Origin of the sequence: Actinomyces sp. oral taxon 170 str. F0386, assembly GCF_000195595.1 — a bacterium.
GTDB lineage: Bacteria > Actinomycetota > Actinomycetes > Actinomycetales > Actinomycetaceae > Actinomyces.
The window spans coordinates 330,079-349,886 of record NZ_GL882544.1 but is presented as its reverse complement, the minus strand read 5'-3'; the positions used below and the strand labels follow the sequence as shown (position 1 = coordinate 349,886).

Annotated in this window: 18 protein-coding genes and 1 pseudogene; 13 read left to right on the top strand and 6 right to left on the bottom strand. The window is 69.1% G+C overall.

Annotated features, from left to right (window positions below; translation table 11 throughout):
• Positions 1-3 precede the first annotated feature (3 nt).
• On the bottom strand, positions 4-1,695 hold the full coding sequence (locus tag HMPREF9056_RS09570) for an anthranilate synthase component 1 (protein WP_009404817.1): 1,692 nt from the start codon (positions 1,693-1,695) through the stop codon (positions 4-6).
• 231 nt (positions 1,696-1,926) lie between these two features.
• Positions 1,927-2,382 (bottom strand): DedA family protein, encoded by a 456-nt coding sequence (locus HMPREF9056_RS09565; protein ID WP_009404815.1) that lies wholly within the window; start codon positions 2,380-2,382, stop codon positions 1,927-1,929.
• Positions 2,383-2,572: 190 nt separating this feature from the next.
• Here HMPREF9056_RS09565 and lepA point away from each other — a divergent pair, with 190 nt between their 5' ends.
• The 5 genes from lepA (at position 2,573) to hemW (ending at position 9,025) form a co-directional block, all read left to right on the top strand.
• Positions 2,573-4,456 carry a translation elongation factor 4 gene (gene lepA / locus HMPREF9056_RS09560; RefSeq protein WP_034514365.1) on the top strand — a complete coding sequence of 628 codons (1,884 nt, stop codon included), beginning with the start codon at positions 2,573-2,575 and terminating at the stop codon, positions 4,454-4,456.
• A gap of 86 nt (positions 4,457-4,542) precedes the next feature.
• Positions 4,543-5,358 carry an MOSC domain-containing protein gene (locus tag HMPREF9056_RS09555; protein ID WP_034514412.1) on the top strand — a complete coding sequence of 272 codons (816 nt, stop codon included), beginning with the start codon at positions 4,543-4,545 and terminating at the stop codon, positions 5,356-5,358.
• 75 nt (positions 5,359-5,433) lie between these two features.
• A complete protein-coding gene (gene trmB / locus HMPREF9056_RS09550; protein WP_009404812.1) occupies positions 5,434-6,444 on the top strand; it encodes a tRNA (guanosine(46)-N7)-methyltransferase TrmB in 1,011 nt (336 codons plus the stop codon).
• Positions 6,441-7,754, top strand: coding sequence for a CynX/NimT family MFS transporter (locus HMPREF9056_RS09545; protein ID WP_034514364.1), 1,314 nt, complete (start codon positions 6,441-6,443; stop codon positions 7,752-7,754). Before trmB ends, HMPREF9056_RS09545 begins: the two co-directional genes overlap by 4 nt.
• The gene (gene hemW / locus HMPREF9056_RS09540; protein ID WP_087942243.1) at positions 7,751-9,025 is read left to right on the top strand and encodes a radical SAM family heme chaperone HemW; all 1,275 of its coding nucleotides are present in this window, start codon (positions 7,751-7,753) and stop codon (positions 9,023-9,025) included. Before HMPREF9056_RS09545 ends, hemW begins: the two co-directional genes overlap by 4 nt.
• A gap of 229 nt (positions 9,026-9,254) precedes the next feature.
• On the opposite strand, the gene HMPREF9056_RS09535 is transcribed toward hemW, so the two are convergent.
• A complete protein-coding gene (locus tag HMPREF9056_RS09535; protein WP_009404808.1) occupies positions 9,255-9,755 on the bottom strand; it encodes an EVE domain-containing protein in 501 nt (166 codons plus the stop codon).
• Between the two features lie 65 nt (positions 9,756-9,820).
• Positions 9,821-10,192 carry a VOC family protein gene (locus tag HMPREF9056_RS09530; RefSeq protein ID WP_009404807.1) on the bottom strand — a complete coding sequence of 124 codons (372 nt, stop codon included), beginning with the start codon at positions 10,190-10,192 and terminating at the stop codon, positions 9,821-9,823.
• Between the two features lie 66 nt (positions 10,193-10,258).
• Between HMPREF9056_RS09530 and HMPREF9056_RS09525 the strand changes: the two genes are divergently transcribed.
• The 4 genes and pseudogenes from HMPREF9056_RS09525 to HMPREF9056_RS09515 all read left to right on the top strand — a co-directional run bounded on the left by HMPREF9056_RS09525 (position 10,259) and on the right by HMPREF9056_RS09515 (position 13,637).
• Complete coding sequence (locus HMPREF9056_RS09525; RefSeq protein WP_009404806.1) at positions 10,259-10,690, top strand: MarR family winged helix-turn-helix transcriptional regulator; 432 nt, start codon at positions 10,259-10,261, stop codon at positions 10,688-10,690.
• 149 nt (positions 10,691-10,839) lie between these two features.
• The gene (locus HMPREF9056_RS14910; protein WP_301280248.1) at positions 10,840-11,784 is read left to right on the top strand and encodes a hypothetical protein; all 945 of its coding nucleotides are present in this window, start codon (positions 10,840-10,842) and stop codon (positions 11,782-11,784) included.
• A 111-nt stretch (positions 11,785-11,895) separates the two neighbouring features.
• Positions 11,896-12,078, top strand: a pseudogene (locus tag HMPREF9056_RS13760) (ferrochelatase); the annotation flags it as partial.
• Positions 12,079-12,215: 137 nt separating this feature from the next.
• Complete coding sequence (locus HMPREF9056_RS09515) at positions 12,216-13,637, top strand: sodium:proton antiporter (RefSeq protein ID WP_034514363.1); 1,422 nt, start codon at positions 12,216-12,218, stop codon at positions 13,635-13,637.
• Positions 13,638-13,697: 60 nt separating this feature from the next.
• On the opposite strand, the gene HMPREF9056_RS09510 is transcribed toward HMPREF9056_RS09515, so the two are convergent.
• Positions 13,698-14,792: a DUF3097 domain-containing protein gene (locus tag HMPREF9056_RS09510; RefSeq protein WP_034514362.1), complete on the bottom strand. Its 1,095-nt coding sequence runs from the start codon at positions 14,790-14,792 to the stop codon at positions 13,698-13,700.
• A gap of 202 nt (positions 14,793-14,994) precedes the next feature.
• Between HMPREF9056_RS09510 and hrcA the strand changes: the two genes are divergently transcribed.
• Together hrcA and dnaJ are read left to right on the top strand one after the other, a co-directional pair.
• The gene (gene hrcA / locus HMPREF9056_RS09505; protein WP_009404800.1) at positions 14,995-16,077 is read left to right on the top strand and encodes a heat-inducible transcriptional repressor HrcA; all 1,083 of its coding nucleotides are present in this window, start codon (positions 14,995-14,997) and stop codon (positions 16,075-16,077) included.
• Between the two features lie 93 nt (positions 16,078-16,170).
• A complete protein-coding gene (gene dnaJ, locus HMPREF9056_RS09500; protein ID WP_009404799.1) occupies positions 16,171-17,295 on the top strand; it encodes a molecular chaperone DnaJ in 1,125 nt (374 codons plus the stop codon).
• Between the two features lie 3 nt (positions 17,296-17,298).
• On the opposite strand, the gene HMPREF9056_RS09495 is transcribed toward dnaJ, so the two are convergent.
• Entirely contained in the window at positions 17,299-18,147 is an 849-nt protein-coding gene (locus HMPREF9056_RS09495) for a YggS family pyridoxal phosphate-dependent enzyme (protein WP_050793036.1), read from the bottom strand.
• Between the two features lie 57 nt (positions 18,148-18,204).
• Between HMPREF9056_RS09495 and HMPREF9056_RS09490 the strand changes: the two genes are divergently transcribed.
• A complete protein-coding gene (locus HMPREF9056_RS09490; protein WP_009404797.1) occupies positions 18,205-19,017 on the top strand; it encodes a 16S rRNA (uracil(1498)-N(3))-methyltransferase in 813 nt (270 codons plus the stop codon).
• A gap of 159 nt (positions 19,018-19,176) precedes the next feature.
• Positions 19,177-19,794, top strand: coding sequence for a TetR/AcrR family transcriptional regulator (locus HMPREF9056_RS09485; protein WP_009404796.1), 618 nt, complete (start codon positions 19,177-19,179; stop codon positions 19,792-19,794).
• The last annotated feature ends 14 nt before the right edge of the window (positions 19,795-19,808 follow it).

Genomic DNA, 19,808 nt, shown 5'->3' with positions numbered 1-19,808 from the left:
GGCTCAGGCCTCCTTACCGGTCGTGTCGATGACGAGTGTGGCTCCCTGGGCTGCGGCGACCGCCTCCAGGACGGCGCGGGCCTTGTGGATGGTCTCGGCGGTCTCGGCGGCCGGGGACGAGGCCGCTACCACCCCGGCGCCGGCCTGGATCAGGGCGGTGCCGCCGGCCACGAAACCGGAGCGGATGACGATGCAGGTGTCCAGCTCGCCGTCGCCGCGGATGTAGCCCACTGAGCCGCCGTAGGAGCCGCGGCGCACGCCCTCGGCCTGGCGGATGAGCTCGGCGGCACGCAGCTTGGGGGCACCGGTGAGGGTTCCCATCGTCATGGAGGCGCGGAAGGCGTCCAGGGCGTCCAGGTCCTCGGCGAGCTCACCGGAGACCTCGGAGACCAGGTGCATCACCCGGCTGTAGCGGTCCACACGCAGAAGGTCCTGGACGCTGCGAGTGCCCGGGCGGCTGACTCGGGCGACGTCGTTGCGGGCCAGGTCCACGAGCATGACGTGCTCGGCGACCTCCTTGGCATCGGTGCGCAGCTCCAGCTCCAGGCGGGTGTCGCGCTCGTGGTCCACCGTGCCGTCGGGGTGTAGTCCGCGTGGCCGGGTCCCGGCGATCGGACGGATGGCGACCCGACCGGTGCGTGCCGAGTGCAGCAGTGCCGACTCCGGGGAGGCGCCGAAGAGCTCGAAGTCCGGGGCGGCCAGGTAGAACATGTAGGGGCTGGGGTTTGCGTGGCGCAGCACGTGGTAGGCGGCCAGCGTGTCCTGGCAGGCGATGGTGAAGCCGCGCGAGGGCACCACCTGGTAGACATCGCCGTCGGCGATGTAGCCGCGCATCTCCTCCACAACCGCCTCGAAGTCGGCATCCGAGGTGGTGGGCACGGCGCGCAGGACCGGGGAGTCGGCTGCGGCCGTGGGCGAGGCCGGAGCCTGCTCGGCTGCAGTGTTGATGGCGGCGGCCAGCGCATCCATGCGCCACTCCAGGCCCGCGGCGTCGACCGAGGCCCCCACCAGGGTCGCCTCCTGCGTGGGGTGGTCCACGACGAGGATGATGCGCGCGTCGTAGAAGAGGTAGTCCGGGCAGGTGTTGGCGCCCTGGGCCACCTCGGGCAGGGACTCGAAGGTGGACAGGTAGTCGAAGGCGAAGGCACCTACCTCCAGCGGCAGGTGGGGGTGGTCGACCTCTGCCTGAGCCAGCACCCGCAGGGGCTCGATCGTGGACAGGGCCGTCAGGCGCTCGCGCTCCTCGAGGGTGGGGTCGTCGTCGGAGCTGGTGGGCAGGGTGAGGGTCAGCCGGTCGGGGGAGTGGCCGGTGACGTGCTCGCCCAGGCGCTCCTCCAGACGGGCCAGGGCTGCGAGGCCATCGGGGCCAGGGCCCTCGCCGTCGACGGTGGACAGCGCCTCGGCGGTGACGGTCCCGTCCCAGCAGGTCAGCCTGGCCGAGGCCTCCAGGACGGCGACCGTGGTGCGCGAGACCTTCGTCGTGATGTCGGCGCTCTCCAGCAGCACACAGTCCACGGGACGTGCAGCCGCGTTCTCGTCTGCCGGATTGCGGGTGGTGCGCAGCAGGCCCGCTCGGGTGAGGCGCTCAAGGAGGACCCCGCCGTCGGAGGGGTAGCGCACCGGGCGCGTGAGGACAGTGGGCGGGGCCGCGGACGATGCGACCGTAGATTCCTTCTCTGACACGGTGGGTGGCATGGGGCCTCTTTCCTGAGATCGTGGGTCAGGCGGGCCTCTCACTCATGCGTCGGGCGGGCCCGCGGTGAGCGAGCCGGTACGTCCTAGCGCGTCAGGATGGTGGCTCGCCTCAAGGGGAGCCACCACCAGGTCGTGCGCCGTGTCGTCATGACGGTCACTCTAACCCTGCCGACCCCAGGAGACGAAACCGGTCTCACCAGCGGCCTTACCGACCGCCGTACGGGTTACTGATCACGGCTGCCGGCCGAGGCGGCGTAACACGATGAACGCGACCAGCGCCGCTGCGGCCAGGATGATGACGATGCGGCCGATCGGGCCGGTAAGCCAGGCCGTCACGATCGCCATGCCGATGGTCGTGTAGACGGCCGCCCAGACGATCGCCCCGGCGGCTGTGGCCACCACGTAGCGGCGCAGCGGCATGCGGGCCACGCCCGCGGAGATCTGGATGAAGCTCTGCAGGCCGACGGTCAGGAAGGACATCGGCACGGCCAGCACGCCCCAGCGGGCCGACCACGACTGGGCGCGGGCGTACATGGGCGATTCGAGCAGCGAGGACCAACGGGTGTGCGCAGTTCCCACCGTGACGCCCCGGCCGATCCAGTACATGGTGTGCGAGCGCATCATGCCCAGGCACCAGAAGAACAGGAACACCCACGGATAGGGCAGGCTGTGGATCCATTCCAGCATGTGAGGAAGGTTAACCTAAGCTGGTCGGTGCTCGGTTGTGGAGTCGCCTGTGCCTGCGTCTACGGGGATCAATGAGCGGCCGCACCTCACACCGCGGGCGGGCCCGGTGGGCTGGGGCGGCGGGGCGCCGTCGTGGGACACTTGGGCCAGACCCATGCCAGATATGAGGAAGAGCCAGGAACCGATCTCCGTGTCACCGATCCCCACACCAGAGCAGATGACCAGCGTCCAGCCCGCCGCCACCGAGCAGGCGCGGCTGCGCAACTTCTGCATCATCGCGCACATCGACCATGGCAAGTCCACTCTGGCCGACCGCATGCTTCAGGCCACCGGCGTCGTCCAGCCCCGTGACATGCGCGCCCAGTACCTGGACCGCATGGACATCGAGCGCGAGCGCGGCATCACCATCAAGTCCCAGGCCGTGCGCATGCCCTGGGCCCTCGAGGGCGACGACGGCGTCACGCGCGCCTACGCCCTCAACATGATCGACACCCCCGGGCACGTCGACTTCTCCTACGAGGTCAACCGCTCCCTGGCCGCCTGCGAGGGAGCGGTCCTTCTGGTCGACGCCGCCCAGGGCATCCAGGCCCAGACGCTGGCCAACCTCTACATGGCCATCGAGGGGGACCTGACCATCATCCCGGTCCTCAACAAGATCGATCTGCCCGCCGCCGAGCCGGAGAAGCACGCCGAGGAGATCGCCTCCCTCATCGGCTGCGACGTCGACGACGTCCTCAAGGTCTCCGGCAAGACCGGCCAGGGCGTGCCCGAGCTCCTCGACCGGATCGTCGAGACCGTCCCGGCCCCGCACGGTGACCCCGGTGCCCCGGCCCGCGCCATGATCTTCGACTCCGTCTACGACACCTACCGCGGCGTGGTCACCTATGTGCGCGTCGTCGACGGCGCCCTCAAGCCCCGCGAGCGCATCGAGATGCTCTCCACCGGGGCCGTCCACGACCTGTTGGAGATCGGCGTCATCAGCCCTGAGCCCACGCCGTCGGCAGGCCTGGGGGCCGGTGAGGTCGGCTACCTCATCACCGGGGTCAAGGACGTGCGCCAGTCCAAGGTCGGTGACACGGTCACCTCCGCCGCGACCCCGGCCGCCGAGCCGCTGTCGGGCTACCAGGACCCCAAGCCCATGGTCTTCTCCGGCCTGTTCCCGGTGGACGGCTCGGACTTCCCGGTCCTGCGTGACGCCCTGGACAAGCTCAAGCTCAACGACGCCGCCCTGACCTACGAGCCGGAGACCTCGGTGGCCCTGGGCTTCGGCTTCCGCTGCGGCTACCTGGGCCTGCTGCACCTGGAGATCATTCGCGAGCGCCTGGAGCGCGAGTTCAACCTGGACATCATCTCCACCGCCCCCTCCGTGGTCTACGAGGTGACCATGGAGGACCGCACCACGCACACGGTGACCAACCCCAGCGAGTTCCCCGAGGGGAAGGTCGCTTCCGTCTCCGAGCCGGTCGTGCGGGCCACGATTCTGACCCCCAGCGAGTTCGTGGGCATGGTCATGGAGCTGTGCCAGTCGCGCCGCGGCACCATGCAGGGTATGGACTACCTCTCCGAGTCCCGCGTGGAGATGCACTACGTGCTGCCGCTGGCGGAGATCGTCTTCGACTTCTTCGACGCCCTGAAGTCGCGCACCCGCGGTTACGCCTCCCTGGACTATGAGGCCGACGGCTCCCAGGACGCCAACCTGGTCAAGGTCGATATCCTGCTCAACGGGGACAAGGTGGACGCCTTCAGCGCCATCGTCCACCGCGACTCGGCCTACTCCTACGGCGTCATGATGACCAAGCGTCTCAAGGACCTCATCCCGCGCCAGCAGTTCGAGGTGCCCGTGCAGGCGGCGATCGGCACCCGGGTCATCGCCCGCGAGACCATCCGGGCCCTGCGCAAGGACATGCTCGCCAAGTGCTACGGCGGCGACATCACCCGTAAGCGCAAGCTGTTGGAGAAGCAGAAGGAGGGCAAGAAGCGCATGAAGGCCATCGGTCGGGTCGAGGTCCCCCAGGAGGCCTTCATCGCGGCCCTCGGCGCGGACACGCCCACCGGTGCCAAGCCCGGCAAGTAGCGGCGAGCGGCAGGCAGGTACGGGCACAGGACGACTCAAGGCAAGGACGTGCGGACCAGGGAAGGATGGGTACCGACATGGCTGAGATGGCAGGGAAGAACACGGAGAGCACGGTTGAGTCGGCATTGAGCGACGACGGTTCCGGCCTGGTCCTCACCCGCGAGCTGGCCCGGGTCCTGGGCGAGCCGCACGCCGGCGCCGACGGCCGTCACCATGACGAACCCTCCCCGTTCCACGACGGCGACCTGGTGGGAACCGTCAGCGCCGTGTGCGCCGTCCGGCGGCTGCGGCCCGATGCCGGCCCGGCGGGCGTCTCAGCGATCCACAAGGGCGCCGTCGACGGCCCGGTCGAGGTCGGCCGGACCGGGATCGTCATTGATGAGCATGGGGATCGCGCCCACCACGGCGGCACTGACAAGGCCCTCTACGTCATGAGCGCCTCCGAGCAGCGCCACTGGTCGCAGGTCCTGGGCGGTATCGAGCCGGGCCGGCTGGGGGAGAACCTCCTCATCGAGGGTGATATCGACGACGTTGAGATCGGCGCGATCCTGTCCATCGGCGACCCGGCCGCCGGAGGAGTGCGGGTCAGGGTGACCGGCGTGCGCAACCCGTGCGCCACCTTCGCCCGTGGTGTGGGCCGGGCGGACTGGGTGGAGGTCTTCTCCGCGCGAAACCGGGTGGGTGTCTACCTGGCGGTACTCAATGAGGGCGCGGTGCAGGCTGGTGACGAGGTACGCGTGGTCGCTTCCCCGGGCCACCGGGTCACCTGCCGACGCTGGTTCGCCCACCACGACCCGCGCGACGCCCAGGGGCTGCTCAACTCCGAGATCTTCGGCAACTGCGTCATCGCGCCCTTCACCAAGAAGTACGTGCGCGCTGCCGCCCACGAGCAGGTCGGCTGACGGTGCTGCTCAGCACCGGACGGCACCAGGCAGACGGTATCGAGACGTCACAGAAGTAAAGGACCCAAGGCCCGTATGGCTCAGCACCACCCGCCCCGCTCCCACGCCATCCACTCGCGGGTGCGCTCCTTCTCACGCGCCGGCGGCAGGCTGCGCCCCGTCCAGGCCGAGGCCCTGGCCGAGCTCGGCCCCCGCTACGTCGTCAACGTGCCACGCGCCGACGCCGTACGCACCGTGTCCCCGAGCTTCCGCCTCGAGCCGGACCGGCTCTTCGGGCACGTGGGTCAGGTGCGGCCGCTGATCGTCGAGGTCGGCTCGGGCAGCGGCGAGGCGCTGCTGGCTCACGCGGCCGCCCACCCGGGTGCGGACTACCTGGCGGTGGAGGTCTGGGAGACCGCGATCGCCCGGCTGGTGACCTCGATCCACCGTCAGGGCCTGCACAACGTGCGTGTCGTTCCCGCCGACGCCTCCCAGCTGCTGGCCACGGCCCTGCCGGTGTCCTGCGCCAGCGAGGTGTGGGTGTTCTTCCCCGACCCCTGGCGCAAGCCCCGTCACCGCAAGCGCCGCCTGGTGACCACTGCCTTCGCCGATTCGGTGGCGCGGGTACTGCGTCCCGGCGGCGTGTGGCGCCTGGCCACCGACTGGGCCGACTACGCCTGGCAGATGCGCGACGTCATAGAGGACGTGGCGGCGCTGCCCACCGGCCTGCGGCCTGACGCGACCCTGCCCTACTTCCGGCACGACGACGCCGGCGCCCGCCCCGACCTGGGGGTCGAGGCCGCCGAGGAGGGGAGCCTGGGCAACGGTCTGGACCCGGGGTCCCCGGCGGGCGTGCGCGGTGGCTGGTCGCCTCGCTACGAGGGGCGAGTCATGACCCGCTTCGAGCAGCGGGGGCTGGATGCCGGGCGCACGATCCGTGACCTGACCGCCGTGCGTACCGAGGTGGCCTGGATCCCCGAACGGGGCGCCTCCATGCTGGAGCGGCTGGAGGCGGAGGGGCAGGCCTGGGACCACCTGGAGTCCCAGCCCTGGCGCTTGCAAGAGGGTCGAGGCGACGGCCTGCTCCACCCGGCGGACCGGCCGTGAGCGCAGCCGCCAGGCTGCCCCGCCGCGGCTGGCTCATGCTCATCGTCGTCGGCTTCCTCGGGTTCTGCGCGGTGCTACGGGCGCCGGTCGGCGTCATCCCGCCCTTGCTGACGCGCCTGGGGCGGGACCTGGGTTTGGGGGAGGTGGCACGCGGCGCGCTGACCTCGGTGCCCATCCTGTGCTTCGGACTGCTCACCCCGGTGGCCTCGCTCGTAGTGCGTCGTCTCGGCGTCAACACCGCAGGCCTGCTCACCCTGACCATGGCTCTGGCCGGGGCGCTGCTGCGCTCGGCCGGAACGACCTGGGCGGCCTTCGCCGGAACCGTCATCATCGGGGCGGGTCTGACGGTGGGCAACCTGGTGGCTCCCATGGTCATCGGCCGCGACTTCTGGCACCGCACGGCGCTGATGACCGGCCTGTACTCGTCAACCTGCAACGTCATCGTCACCGCCGCCACGGCCCTGGCCGTGCCACTGGCCCTTGTCATCGGCTGGCAGGGCTCGGCCGCGGCCTGGACCGCGGTCCCGGTCCTGCTGGCCGGCGCCATGTGGCTGTGGGTCTTCCCTCCCGGCAGCCAGACACCCCGGCAGAGCCTGCGGGAGCGATCGGGCATGTCCTCCTGGGTGACGGAGAGAGCCCTGGTCCGTCCGACGTCGTCCGGCCCCGCCGTCTGGAAACGCCCCCTGACCTGGGTGATGGCCGTGGCCTTCGCCGCCCAGACCTTCTCCTACTACGCGATCGCGGGATGGCTGCCCACGGCCCTGGTCGACGAGCTCGCCATGAGCGAGGCCGGCGCGGGCGTGGCCGCCTCCGTGTTCTCCCTGCTGGGAATCGTGGGGCCCCTGCTGGTCCCGGTGATGTTCGAGGCACTGCGGTGGCCGGCCGGCCGGGTACTCGGTGTCATCTGCGCCTGCTGGTTGACGCTGCCGATCTGCCTCGCGGTGGCTCCCGGCTACTGGCTGGTGCCCTGCATGCTCTCCGGCATCGCGCAGGGAGCATTCTTCGCCGCCCTGTTCACCTTGGTCATCCGCCGCTCGGAATCGGTCGACGAGAACCGTCGGACCACCGCTGTCATCCAGACAACCGGCTACTGCGTGGCCGCGGTGGGACCCGTGGTGATGGGCTGGGTCCATGAGCGCAGCGGGGGCTGGGTGGCCCCTTTCGCCATGGTGACGGGGGTTCTGGTGCTTATGACCGTGTGCGCCCAGATCGCGGCCCGCACGGGCGAGCCCGCCAGAGGTGAGCGAGTCGTCCCGGCCGGTGTCCTGGAGGACGGCGAGCGGGCCGAGGATCGAGGCGGAAACGCATGAGTCCGGCACAGCCGGTGGGCTCGCCCCTGCCAGGCATGGGGGAGCTGCCGCAGCAGGCGGTCGCGCCCGCGCCGAATGGGAGCGAGCGCCCGTTCTCGGTGTACCTTCACGTGCCCTACTGTCGGGTGCGTTGCGGCTACTGCGACTTCAACACCTACACGAACCTGACCATGGGGCAGGGCGCCTCGGCCAAGGACTTCGTGGGCACGCTCGCCGGCGAGTTGCGCGCTGCACGCAGCGCCATGGACTCTGCGGGCCTGCCGGTACGCCCGGCCCAGACCGTCTTCGTGGGTGGGGGAACACCTACCATGCTGCCCGCCTCCGACCTGGTGACCATGCTGGACCTCGTGCGCGAGTGCTTCGGCCTTGCACCGGACGCGGAGGTGACCACGGAGGCCAACCCCGACTCCGTGGACGAGGCGGGGCTGGCCGCCCTGGCGGAAGGTGGCTTCACCCGGGTCTCTTTCGGGATGCAGTCGGCCGTGCCCCACGTGCTGAAGGTCCTGGAGCGCACCCACGAGCCCGCCCGGGTGCCGCGCGTGGTGGACTGGGCACGGCGGGCGGGCCTCAGCACCTCCCTGGACCTCATCTACGGGGCGCCAGGGGAGTCCCTGGAGGACTGGCAACGCTCCCTGGACGCGGTGACCCAGATCGGCCCGGACCACGTGAGCGTCTACGCCCTGGTCATCGAGGAGGGCACCAGGATGTGGAGTCAGGTCCGCCGTGGCGAGCTGCCGATGCCCGAGGATGACGACGAGGCCACCAAATACGAGATGGCCGACGCCTCCCTGCGCCAGGCCGGCTACGAGTGGTACGAGATCTCCAACTGGGCGCGTCCGGGCGCCGAGTGCCGCCACAACCAGGCCTACTGGCTCGACTGGGACTGGTGGGGCGGCGGGCCTGGAGCCCACTCCCACCTGGGCGACGTGCGCCTGTGGAACACCAAGCACCCGGTCGCCTGGGCCGGGCAGATCTCCACCGGCCACCTGCCCGTGGCCGGGCACGAGGTCATCGACGCCGGTTCCCGTGAGCTGGAGCGGATCATGCTGAGCATCCGCCTGCGAGAGGGCATCGCGCTGGCGAGCCTCAGCGGCCCGTCAGACGGCCCGCTCGATGACGTCGGCGCCACTCCGTCGCACCTGGTGCCCGTGGTGGCGGGTCTCGTAGCCGATGGGCTCCTCGATGACGGCGCTGCCTCGAAGGGCCGGGCGGTCCTCACCCTGCGCGGCCGCCTCATGGCAGACACCGTCACCCGTGCCCTGACCCAGTGAGTCTGTGCTCGTCGATCCAAGCGCCGGGTGGATGGAAAAACGTTGCATCCACAACCGGAGGAATCCCTGCCGTGCCGTCCGTCTGGCTCAAAAGCAGATGTCGCAGCAGGCGGGGTACTCCCGGCCTCTGTCGCCGTACCAGGATCAGCCCTCGCACAGCGGTGGGAACCGTTGAAGAGATGAAGGCGGACGTCGGATACCGGCGATGGCCGTCTTGAGCGCCCGCCATCTAGGGCAGCATCAGACGTGTCTGGGAGGGTGCAGACGCTTGAGCGCTTTCGTCGTCCGACAGCATGTACTCCTGGATCGCCTGGAACAGCTCGGGTGGCAGCTCCACATGACCAAAACGCAGTTTTGGTGCTACGTCGCTCCAGCCCGGCAGGGTGCGCAGGACGTCAAGCGGCACCTCGCGGACCGGAGTCTGCCACTTGATGTCGCGTCGATACGGAACAAAACCGGGAAACATCTCGTGCCGGTAGACCCCGTCTCCAGCGACCACTCCGCAGGCGGTGATCGCCTGGCAGGGGTGGTTCGACCTGAACTCCTGCTTCGGCGAGTAGTAGAGGATGTAGTCGCCTCGTCGCATACGTTGAAGTGGTGCCTTCTTGCCGTGGCACAGCTGGCAGAACCCGTCGGCCACGCCCAGAGCCACATGATCCTTTGAAGCGATGCCAAGCCAGTACCTCATCGTGTTGTCCTTTCTTCCTGTCGTGTCGGGTTCGGCCTGCATGCCGACGAGTGGCCGGTGTGGCCGCCAGTGCTCACTCGGTCACTCGCCGGCGTGAACGGCTCTGGTTACGACCCCTTCTCGTGAACGGTCATGGCGTAGCCGTCCGGATCGGCGAAGGTGAACGTCAGGCCGAAGGGGCTGGGAGCGGGATCGGCCAGGATCGCAGCTCCTGAGGCCTCGAGCGAGTCGTGCAGCTCCTGAACCGCGTCGCAGTGCAGCCAGAGCGCCACCCCGAGACCGGGACGGGGAGCCTCGGAGAGATCAACTCCGGGCAGGGGCTCGCGCACCGCGAAGGGGATCGGCGTTGTGGCGAAGAGGACGGCGCCAGGAGGTGAGGCCGGGGCGCGTCGCAGTCCCAGGGCGTTCTCGTAGAACTCCGCGGAACGCTCGAGGTCGCTCACCTGCAGGGCGATGAAGTCGGGGCCGGTGACGGTCATGAAGATCTCCTCTCACACAATATATGTCAGGTTTCTGACATATTGAGAATATGTCAGAATACTGTCATGAGTCAAGACGACCCCAGGAAGTTCCTCGGCTACCAGCTCAAGCGGATCCAGGCCACGCTGCGAGCGCGCATGGATGAGGCGCTCCGTCCTCTAGGGCTGAGTGCTCCCCAGTACCTCTGCCTCGAGCTGCTCAGTCGCGCTCCGGGAGCCTCGACCTCCGAGCTCGCCCGAGAGGCCTTCGTGACCCGTCAGACCATGAGCACGCTCCTGCGAACCCTGGTGGATCGAGGTCTGGCTCAGCGTGCAGCCCAGGCGCCTTCCGGTCGTGCGCTGCCTCTGCAGCTCACCCCCGAGGGGCGGAGCCTTCTCAAGGAGGCGTCGAGGGTGACGGTGGAGATTGAGCGGGTCATGATTTCACCGCTCAGTGAGTCCCAGTTGCGTGCAGTGCAAGAGGCGCTGTCGGCCTGCATCGCTGCACTCGAGGAATGATGCTGACGTCGCGGGATGGTGGGCTGGAGAATATGGCCTGGAGCAGGAGGGAGGTCATTGTGGTCGTCGACCGGCTTCGGGTGGCTCAAGATCTCCCTCAGTCGGAGCGTATCCAGGAGGATTTCAGGGGGCGGTGACATCCTGCCTGAATGACTACTCCGCAGTATCCAGGATATCCAGGCGACGGTTCCCAGTCCGGCCACAACCCTCAAGGTGGAGGTGTCCCGGGCTACGGGGTGCAGCCCGGCTACGGTGGCAATCCGCAGGCAGGTGCCGCTCCGGGATACGGTCCGCAACCCGGCTACGGAGATCAGCCTGGCAGCAATCAGCAAGCCGGTTACGGCCCCCAGCCGGGAGGTGCTCCGGGCTACGGTCCCCAGGTCGGTGCGGCCCCGGGTTACGGTCCTCAGCCCGGCATGGATGCCGGAGGAGGGATGCCGCCCTACCCAGGGGGTGCCATGGGTGGCGTGCCGATGAGCGTCGGTGACGGCCTGTCCTGGGCCTGGTCGAAGTTCAAGGACAACGCGCTCATTCTTGTTGCCGGAATCGGTGTGTGGAGTACTCTGTCCTTGCTGGGTGGCTTTAATTTTCATGTCACCCTCAATGGCCAGGAGTACGGTGTTGGATTCGGTGTCCCGTTTGGTGGATATATCTCCGCTGCGGCTAGTTTGTTCGCCCCCATGGTGACGGCCAATATGTCGCTTAAGGTGGCTACCGGGCGCCCGCTTGAGTGGAATGACCTTTTCTCGTTCCCGAACGTTATTGCAGGTCTTTTGGCTGCTTTCTTGAGTTATGTCGCCATGATTCCCGCAGCGCTCTTGTGTGGCTTTCCGGCGTTCATCGTGCTCTTCCTCTTCTACTACTCCGTCTACTTCACCGTGGACAAGGGGGTGGATGGCATTGCGGGAATGGGGGCCTCCTGGAACATTTTGTCCAGCCATGTCGGTGAGCTCCTGCCCTTCGCCCTGACCGGCGCCGGCCTCTACATCGTCGGCGGAATCACAGTCTTCGGCTGGCTTGTGACGGTCCCGCTGGCAGTGCTCATGACCGGCTACTCCTACGTGCGCATCCAGGGTTACGACGTCGTCCGCTGAGCTGCCCCCGTTGAATCTGTTCCTGCTTGCGCCCCGCACGCCTTGGCCTGCGGGGCGCGGGACCGCGGTGGGGCGGCTCGGCTAGAGCGGGAGCTGACGTTGACAGACGCCATCATCCGTCCCGGCTTCTTCTCCGACTGCCTGGAGGCCCTCGAGAAGATCAACCAGCTCAACCGCGAGACCTTCACCACTGCCGGAGGCGGCAGCTTCCACCACGTCCCCTGAGGCAACGACTCCGAGGGCGCCATCGCCACCCTGGCTGAGCAGGCCCGAAACGTCCTGACCGGCTGGATCTGCGCCAGGCGACCTCTTGCTCCGCCGTCGGTCCGATGTCCGGTCTCAGCACGAGAGACCACAGGGCCTCACCGGGGAAACCACTGCACGGGGCGGTATGGTGACGTGAACAGCCCCGATTCTGTAAGGAAGTCGCCGTGCATCTTGAGTGGTGGTCCGTCCTGCCCTTTGCAGGCATGCTCGCCTGTATCGCCGTCCTGCCGCTGATTCCGGCCACGGCCCACTGGTGGGAGAGGCACTCCAGCCAGCTGCTCGTCGCCGTGGGTCTGGGCGTACCGGTGGCCGCATGGATGTGGGTCCTCGGCGGCTGGCAGGTCGTCTTCGCCGCAGTGGTGGAGTACTTCCAGTTCATCTGTCTCCTGCTGTCTCTGTTCGTGGTCTCCGGAGGCATCTTCCTCAAGGGCGACATCCGCGCCACGCCTCGTAACAACACCGTCTTTCTGGCCATCGGCGGGGTCATCGCCTCCTTCGTGGGCACCACCGGCGCTGCCATGCTCCTCATCCGGCCCCTGCTGGCCACCAACAAGGAGCGTCGCTACCGGGTGCACACGGTGCTGTACACGATCTTCATCGTCGCCAACTGCGGCGGTCTGCTCACCCCCCTGGGCGACCCGCCCCTGTTCCTGGGCTTCCTGCGGGGCGTGCCCTTCACCTGGACCTTCAACCTCCTGCGCGAGTACCTCTTCGTCAACATCATGCTGCTGGTGAGCTACTACGCTCTGGACTCCTACTACTACTCCCAGGAGCCCGCCCAGGCCGTGCACGACGACGACACCGAGATCGAGCCCCTCGGTCTGAAGGGCGCGCTCAACTTCGTCTTCTTCGCCGTCATCATCGCCGCCGTCGCCTTCGCCCCGTCCATTGACGTCCACGCCATAGAGAATGGCCACGCCGTCCTGAGCAACTGGATCCCCGTGCGCGAGCTCATCATGCTCGCTGCCGCGGCCGGTTCCTACTTCCTGGGAAGCCGCGAGGCCCGTTTCAAGGACAACCAGTTCACCTGGGGCCCGATCGCCGAGGTCGCCATCCTGTTCATCGGCATCTTCCTCACCATGATCCCGGCCCTGCACTACCTCGACGAGGTGGCCGCCTCGCTGCCTCTCAACGAGGTCACCTTCTTCGTCTTCACCGGCGGGCTCTCCTCCGTCCTGGACAACGCCCCCACCTACGCCACCTTTTTCGAGATGGCCGGGCAGGTCACCCATCCCGGCGGCGACACCGTGGCCGGGGTCCCCGAGCTCTACCTCGTGTCCATCTCGCTGGGGGCCGTCCTGTGCGGCGCCATCACCTACATCGGCAACGGCCCGAACTTCATGGTCAAGTCCGTTGCCGAGTCCGACGGCGTCGAGATGCCCAGCTTCGGTGGCTACGTAGGACGCGCCATGAAGCACCTGGTGCCTGTCATCGCGGCCATGGTCCTGCTCTTCATCGCCCCGGGTGCCCTGTGGAAGGCCCTGGGCGCTGTGCTCACCGTTGCGCTCCTGGGCCGCGACGCCCTTCTGCTGTCCCAGTCCCGCCGCCTGGCTCTGGCCGACCAGACCGAAGGCGATAAGGACTGAGCTGCCTATCGGCTCCTCACTCCCGCTGAGCCCTTCCAGCCGCCAGACGGTTGGAGGGGCTCAGCGCGTGCCTGGTGCCGTGACGAAGTCGATGAGCTCCTCCATCCGGCCCAGCAGGCTCGGCTCGAGGTCCTTGTAGGAGCGCACCGTCGCCAGGATGCGCTGCCAGCCCCGGGCGACATCGGCCTGGGTGGCGTGCGGCCAACCGAGCGCCTCCAGGGTGCCGTGCTTGATATCGGTGCCCCGCGGGATATCCGGCCAGCGCTCCAGCCCCACTCGGGCGGGTTTGACCGCCTGCCACACGTCCACGTACGGGTGACCGAGGACCAGCACGTTCTCCCCACCGGGCATCTCGGCCACGCGCTTGGCGATCCGCGACTCCTTGGAACCGGCCACCAGGTGGTCCACGAGGACGCCGGCCCGTCGCTCGGGGGCCGGGCCGAACTCGGCCATGACCTCCTCAAGATTGTCGACGCCGTCGAGCATGAGGACTACGACGCCCTCATGGCGCAGGTCGTCGCCCCACACCTTCTCCACCAGCTCGGCATCGTGCTTGCCCTCCACCCAGATGCGCGAGGCACGCGCCACCCTGGCCCGCTCGCCCTCGACTGCGTAGGAGCCCGACGCCGTCAACCGCCTCCCTGCGAGGCTGACCGGGCCGGTGGGTGTGCGTTTTCGCGCCACGGGCGGGTCCAGAATGACCGGGCGTCCCTCGATCCAAAACCCCGGCCCCAAGGCAAAACCGCGCCGCGTGCCGTGACGGTCTTCCAGGACTACGACGTGCTGGCCGCCGGACTTCTCCACCGCCACTGCGGCGCCGACGAACCCTGTCTGGCGGTCCTCGACCACCAGACCGGGCGTCACCGGTACGTGCACCGACTCCGGACGCACCGCATGTGGTCCCGTGCGGTGTGGGTTCGCAGATAGAACGTCTCCGCCGTAGCGGTCGCTCGACGAGGGCTGCCGGGGTGCAGGCTTGGATCCGACCGCGTCCGCCGTGGAGGGGACGCTGCCGCGAGAGCGTGAGCCGGCTGAAGCCCCTTGAGCCTGCTGCTTCTGTTCGGCCCCGACGCGGGCCCTCAGTGCGGCGCGGCGGGCAGCGGTTGAGCCGGGAACGGGGGAACGGTACGGGGCGGGCGTGTTCACCCTCGGCACGGTAGGGGAAACTCACGGCCCAGTGGCGTTGGACCCGCCGGGCCACGGCGTAGGATGGCACTCACGCGGGGTGAGTGCTAATCGCTCGCTGGTGCGCGGCCAGCAGCCGCACCACAGCACTGCGCCAGCACCAGACCAGCACTTGATTGGCACTGGCACCGCGACGATCGTGACCCGGTACTGACGAGGGGGAGGAGGACCCATGGCCAACGACCGACGACTTAAGGTCCTGTCCGCCATCGTCACCGACTACGTGCGCACGCGCGAGCCCGTGGGGTCCAAGGCCCTCGTGGAGCGCTACCGCCTGGGCGTCTCCCCAGCCACCATCCGCAACGACATGGCGGCCCTGGAGGACGAGGGCTACATCCACCAGCCGCACACATCGGCCGGGCGCGTCCCCACTCAGAAGGGCTACCGTCTCTTCGTCGACGAGGTCGCCCGCATCAAGCCCCTGTCCGTCCCCGAGCGCGCCGCCATCACCGCTCTGCTGTCCGGAGCGGTTGACCTGGAGCAGGTCGTGGCCCGCACCGTACGGGCCCTGGCCCAGCTGACCGGCCAGCTCGCCGTCGTCGAGTACCCCAGCCTCAGGTACGCGGCCCTCCAGCACCTCGAGCTCGTGGCCTTGGGGCCCGAGCGCGTCCTGCTGGTCATCATCACCGATACCGGCCGCGTCGACCAGCGCACCGTGACCCTCAGATCCCGAGCCGGGACGAGTCCCCGCCACGACGGAGCCTTCGACGTCACCGACGTCGTCGACCCCCTCGCCCTGGAGCGCTTGCGCACCCGCCTCAACGGCTCCCTCGTGGGCCGCCGCGCCGCCGACGTCGCCCCCATCCTGGCCGCCTTGGCCGAGCAGGCTCCCGCCGACGAGCGGCTCCTGCTCGAGGCCGTGGCCGACGAGCTCGTCGCCGCGCTGCGCCCTGACGCCGAGGAACGGCTCGTCGTCGCCGGCACCGCCAACCTGGCACGTTCCACGCCGGACTTCTCCTCCCTAGGTCCACTCCTGGACGCTATTGAGGAGCAGGTCGTCCTGCTGCGCCTGTTCACCGCCGACGACGCCCCCACTGGTGAGAACCCAATGCGCGTGAGCATCGGCTCGGAGAACAACGACGACGCCCTGGCCGAGGCCTCCGTCGTCACCACCACCTACGGGCCGGGAACCGGTGAGGCCGTTGCCCACCTCGGCGTCATCGGCCCCACCCGTATGGACTACCCGGCCACCATGACCGCCGTGCGGGCCGTGGCCCGCTACCTGTCCAGGTTCCTGTCCCCACCGGAGACGTGAGAACCGGCCGGCCCAGGCCGGTCCCAGAGCGACTCAGTCAAGCACGTCACCAGACAACCACCGCAAAAGTCGTAGCCGTAAAGGAAGAACGCAGTGAGCAACTACTACGAGGTCCTCGGCGTCAGCCGAGACGCCAGCCCCGAGGAGATCAAGAGGGCCTACCGCAAGAAGGCCCGCCAGCTGCACCCCGACGTCGCCGGCCCCGGCCACGAGGAGGAGTTCAAGGAGGTCTCCACCGCCTACGAGGTCCTCTCCGACGCCGACAAGCGCCAGATGTACGACCTGGGCGGGGAGGACGCCGTGCGCGGCGGGGCGGGATTCGGTGGCGGGTTCCCCGGCGCCGACTTCGGCGACCTGGGCGGCATCTTCCAGTCCTTCTTCGGTGGGGGAGCGGCCTCCCGCGGACCGGCCTCCCGGGCCCGGCGTGGCCAGGACTCGCTCGTGGCCGTGGACGTCGAGCTCTCCGACGTCGCCTTCGGGGCGACCCGCACCATCCCGATCGACACCTACGTCACCTGCACCGCATGCGAGGGCTCCTGCTGCGCCCCCGGCACCGAACCGGTCACCTGCTCCCAGTGCAACGGCGTCGGCAACGTCCAGCGCATGACCCGTACCCTCCTGGGCCAGGTGATGACCTCCTCGCCGTGCCCGGGCTGCCAGGGCTACGGCACCGTCATCGTCACCCCTTGCAAGGACTGCTCCGGTGAGGGGCGCACCCGCGCGCGCCAGGACCTGGAGGTCTCCATCCCCGCCGGAGTGTCCACCGGCACCCGCATCCGCATGTCCGGGCGCGGCGAGGCCGGCCCGGCCGGCGGCCCCAACGGCGACCTCTACCTGGAGATCCACGAGAAGCCGCACGAGTTCCTCGAGCGCGACGGCGACGACCTCTACACCGAGTTGCGCGTGCCCATGACCGCGGCCGCCCTGGGCGCCGTCTTCCCGCTGCAGACCCTTGACGGCGAGCAGAACGTCACCGTCAAGGCCGGTAGCCAGCCCGGCGACGAGGTCGTCCTCGACGGCCTGGGCGTGGGGCGTCTGCGCCGCAAGGGCCGTGGGGACCTGCACGTGTCCATCGTCGTGGAGACCCCCACGCGCCTGGACGACCGCCAGCGCGAGCTGCTGACCGAGCTGGCCCGCCTGCGCGGGGAGGACGACGTCGAGCCCGTACGCGACTCCAGCGTCATGGACAAGCTCAAGGAGCGCTTCTCCGGGCGCTGAGCGCTACCGGAGGTGCGGCCCACGGTCCGCTGTTCGGCTGCTGGCGTGCGGCTGGTCGGCCTGAGGCGACTCGGGCCAGTAGTAGGAATCGGGGGTGGCTCGGGCCCCGAAGATCGCCTGGCCCACTCGCACGCAGGTGGAGCCGCCCTCGATGGCGGCCTCGAAGTCCCCGCTCATCCCCATCGACAGCAGCCCGTCGCCGACGGTTCCCGCCTGGAGGGCGGCATCGCGCAGCCGGCGCATGATGCGGAAGCACTCACGCACTCGTGCCTCCTCGCTGGTGTTGGCGGCCAGGGTCATGAGTCCGCGCACCTGCAGTGAGGAGTAGGCCGGTAGCGCCGTCAGGAAGTCGGCGACATCGTCCGGCTCCAGCCCGAACTTGCTGGGCTCGCCCGAGGAGTTGACCTGCACGTAGACGTCCAGGCCTCGCCCGGCCGCCTGGAGCCGCCGGTCGAGGGCCCCGGCCAGGCGCAGGGAGTCCAAGGCCTGGAACTCGTCGGCGAAGGCGGCCACGTTCTTGGCCTTGTTCGTCTGCAGGTGGCCGATCACCGACCAGGAGATGCCCAGGTCCGCCAGGTTCTCGCTCTTGCGCTGGGCCTCCTGGACCTTGTTCTCACCCATCTGGGTGATGCCCGCGGCGAAAGCGGTGCGCAGGCGCTCCTCGGGGACGGTCTTGGAGACGGGCAGCAGGCGGATCTCGGCGGCGTCCCGGCCGGCGCGCTCAGCAGCGGCGTCGATCCGGGCATGGACGGCGGCCAGGTTGTGGCGGAAGTCCTCCACTGTGACAGCGGTGGCGTAGGTGGGTGCAGAAGACGACTGCGGGGAGCGGGAGGCGGCTGAAGGCTCGGTCATGTTTGCCGACGCTAGCACCGGCGGCCACCGGTTCGACACCGCCCGTAGGCTGGGGGCGTGACCGCACCCGTCTTCCTCTTCACGCCCGAGACCATCGAGCCCGCCGACGCCGCCGTATCGGCCACGTCCGGTACCGTCCTCATGCTCACCGGCCCCGAGGCCCGCCATGCCGTAACCGTCAAGCGTCTGCGTGCCGAGGAGCGTGTGGACCTGGTCGACGGTGTGGGCCTGCGCTTGCTGTGCGAGGTGACCGGGGCCGGCGTCGGCGGCGCCAAGGACTGCTTGGCCGTGCGGGTCCTGGAACGTGTCGAGGAGCCGGAGCCGTCGCTGCGGCTCACCCTTGTTCAGGCCCTGGCCAAGGGCGGGCGCGATGAGCAGGCCGTGGAGACCGCCACCGAGGTCGGGATGGGGCTGGTGCTGCCCTGGCAGGCAGAGCGCTGTGTGTCCATCTGGCAGGCGGCCAAGCAGGCCAAGGGGCGTCAGCGCTGGCAGGCGACCGCCCTCCAGGCCGCTAAGCAGGCCCGGCGGGCCCGCGTGCCCGAGGTCGATGAGGCTCGGGACACCCGGAGGCTGGTCGACTGGGTGGGGCAGACGGTTCGTGGCGGGGGAGTGGTGCTGGTCCTGCACGAGGAGGCCATGACTCCGATCAGTAACGCGATGGAGTCGGTGCGGCTTCCCGCGTCCGGAGAGGCGTCGCTGGTGCTGGCCGTCGTTGTGGGGCCCGAGGGCGGTATCAGCCCCGAGGAGACGGCGGCCCTGGAGGCGGCCGGAGCGATGACGGTGCGGCTGGGCCCCCACGTCATGCGCACCGCCTCAGCCGGTCCCGTCGCTCTGGCCGTCCTCGCCCACGCCAGTGGCCTGTGGGAGTGAGGCGCACGAGCGGTTCGGTTCTCCCCGCCTTGTAGGTACCCATGCGTGCTCCTCTGCCTGCACGTTGCGGGCCGTGTGGTGCATGGGAGGTGTAGCGCGGCTGCTTCCCAACGAGGTGGATCGCAGGCATGCTCTGACTATGAGCGAGACGAGTGAGCGATGAGTCCGCGGGGGCGGCGGCCGGCGGGCAGCCCGGACACGCGTGAGGCCATCCTGGCGGCGGCCCGCACCGCCTTCGCCCGCGACGGCTATCAGACCTCCCTGCGCGGCATCGCGCGCGACGCCGGCGTCGACCCGGCCCTGGTCCACCACTACTTCCCGGACCGTGCCACGCTCTTCGCCAAGGCCGTCATCGAGTCGACCGCCGGGGTCGACGCCAACCTCGTGCACCGAGCGGCCTCTATCACCGAGCTCGAGCCCGAGCAGCTGGGGGAGGGAATCGTGCGTGCCGTCATCAGCCTGTGGGACGAGGCTGGTGCAGACCGCTTCACGGCGGTCATCCATGCCGCGCTCGGCCAGGGGAGTGACATCGAGCCCTTCCGCGACTTCATCGCCACCGGGATCCTCTCGCCAATCGTCTCCCACTTCTGCCCCGACCGTCCCCAGCTGCGCGCCCAGCTCATCGCCAGCCAGATCATCGGACTCGGCCTGGCCCGCTGGGTCGCCCGCATGGACCACATCGCCGGCCTCGACGTCGAGGCGGCCGCCGCGCTCGTTGGCCCCACCATCCAGCGCTACGCCTTCGGCGACCTGCCCGACGTCGCTAATCCAGCCTGATCGCTGAGATCGGT

What these genes read in the sequence shown, in the direction of transcription:
- HMPREF9056_RS09570 (WP_009404817.1), bottom strand. Translation starts at nt 1,695, where the DNA reads ATGCCACCCACCGTGTCAGAGAAGGAATCTACGGTCGCATCGTCCGCG.
- HMPREF9056_RS09565 (WP_009404815.1), bottom strand. Translation starts at nt 2,382, where the DNA reads ATGCTGGAATGGATCCACAGCCTGCCCTATCCGTGGGTGTTCCTGTTC.
- HMPREF9056_RS09555 (WP_034514412.1), top strand. Translation starts at nt 4,543, where the DNA reads ATGGCAGGGAAGAACACGGAGAGCACGGTTGAGTCGGCATTGAGCGAC.
- trmB (WP_009404812.1), top strand. Translation starts at nt 5,434, where the DNA reads ATGGCTCAGCACCACCCGCCCCGCTCCCACGCCATCCACTCGCGGGTG.
- hemW (WP_087942243.1), top strand. Translation starts at nt 7,751, where the DNA reads ATGAGTCCGGCACAGCCGGTGGGCTCGCCCCTGCCAGGCATGGGGGAG.
- HMPREF9056_RS09535 (WP_009404808.1), bottom strand. Translation starts at nt 9,755, where the DNA reads ATGCAGGCCGAACCCGACACGACAGGAAGAAAGGACAACACGATGAGG.
- HMPREF9056_RS09530 (WP_009404807.1), bottom strand. Translation starts at nt 10,192, where the DNA reads ATGACCGTCACCGGCCCCGACTTCATCGCCCTGCAGGTGAGCGACCTC.
- HMPREF9056_RS09525 (WP_009404806.1), top strand. Translation starts at nt 10,259, where the DNA reads ATGAGTCAAGACGACCCCAGGAAGTTCCTCGGCTACCAGCTCAAGCGG.
- HMPREF9056_RS14910 (WP_301280248.1), top strand. Translation starts at nt 10,840, where the DNA reads ATGACTACTCCGCAGTATCCAGGATATCCAGGCGACGGTTCCCAGTCC.
- hrcA (WP_009404800.1), top strand. Translation starts at nt 14,995, where the DNA reads ATGGCCAACGACCGACGACTTAAGGTCCTGTCCGCCATCGTCACCGAC.
- HMPREF9056_RS09495 (WP_050793036.1), bottom strand. Translation starts at nt 18,147, where the DNA reads ATGACCGAGCCTTCAGCCGCCTCCCGCTCCCCGCAGTCGTCTTCTGCA.
- HMPREF9056_RS09485 (WP_009404796.1), top strand. Translation starts at nt 19,177, where the DNA reads ATGAGTCCGCGGGGGCGGCGGCCGGCGGGCAGCCCGGACACGCGTGAG.